This window comes from Synechococcus sp. CCAP 1479/9, from assembly GCF_019038535.1.
Taxonomy (GTDB): Bacteria; Cyanobacteriota; Cyanobacteriia; order PCC-6307; family Cyanobiaceae; genus Cyanobium.
This window is the reverse complement of the sequence record NZ_JAFKRK010000073.1, coordinates 1-877: the sequence shown is the minus strand read 5'-3', so window position 1 is coordinate 877 and position 877 is coordinate 1. Positions and strand designations below refer to the sequence as shown.

The window sequence follows — 877 nt, the reverse complement described above, 5'->3', positions numbered from 1 at the left end:
CTTCCTCGAATCCCTCGCCACCCTCGAGATCCCCGCCACCGGCTACGGCATCCGCTACGAGTTCGGCATCTTCGACCAGCTCATCCGCGACGGCCGCCAGGTGGAGATCACCGACAAGTGGCTCAAGGGGGGCTGGCCCTGGGAAATCGTCCAGCCCGGGAAATCCTGTGTGGTGGGCTTCAGTGGCCGCACCGAGAGTTACCGCGACAAGAACGGCGCCTACCGGGTGCGCTGGATCCCTGCCGAGCTCGCCATCGGCGTCCCCCACGACGTGCCGGTGCTGGGCTACCGGGTCAACACCTGCGACCGGCTGCGCCTCTGGCGCGCCGATGCCACCGAATCCTTCGACTTCCAGACCTTCAACAGCGGCGATTTCTACGGCGCCGTGGAACAGAAGGTGGGCTCGGAGACCCTCTCGAAAGTGCTCTACCCCAACGACGGCACCGATGCGGGGCGGCGCCTGCGGCTGATGCAGCAGCACTTCTTCGTCAGCTGCTCGCTGCAGGACATGATCCGCAGCCTCGATGCCCGCGGAATTCCCGTCCAGGCGTTCCCTGAGCACTGGGCCATCCAGCTCAACGACACCCACCCCTCGATCGCCGTCGCCGAGCTGATGCGGCTCCTGCTCGACGACAAGCACCTCGCGTGGGACGCCGCCTGGGCCATCACCACCGCCTGCCTCTCCTACACCAACCACACCCTCCTGCCGGAAGCCCTGGAGAAGTGGGGCCTCGATCTCTTCGGGTCCCTGCTGCCACGGCACCTGGAGCTGATCTTCGAGATCAACCGACGCTTCCTCCAGCAGGTGCGCCTCAAGTACCCCGGCAACGACGCCGTCCTGCGCCGCCTCTCGATCATCGATGAATCGGGCGACAAG

At 66.1% G+C, this 877-nt stretch carries 1 protein-coding gene; it reads left to right on the top strand.

Annotated features, from left to right (window positions below):
* Positions 1 to 877 (top strand): glycogen/starch/alpha-glucan phosphorylase (locus KUG38_RS16740; protein ID WP_216923546.1); only part of this gene is annotated, 877 nt, incomplete at both ends.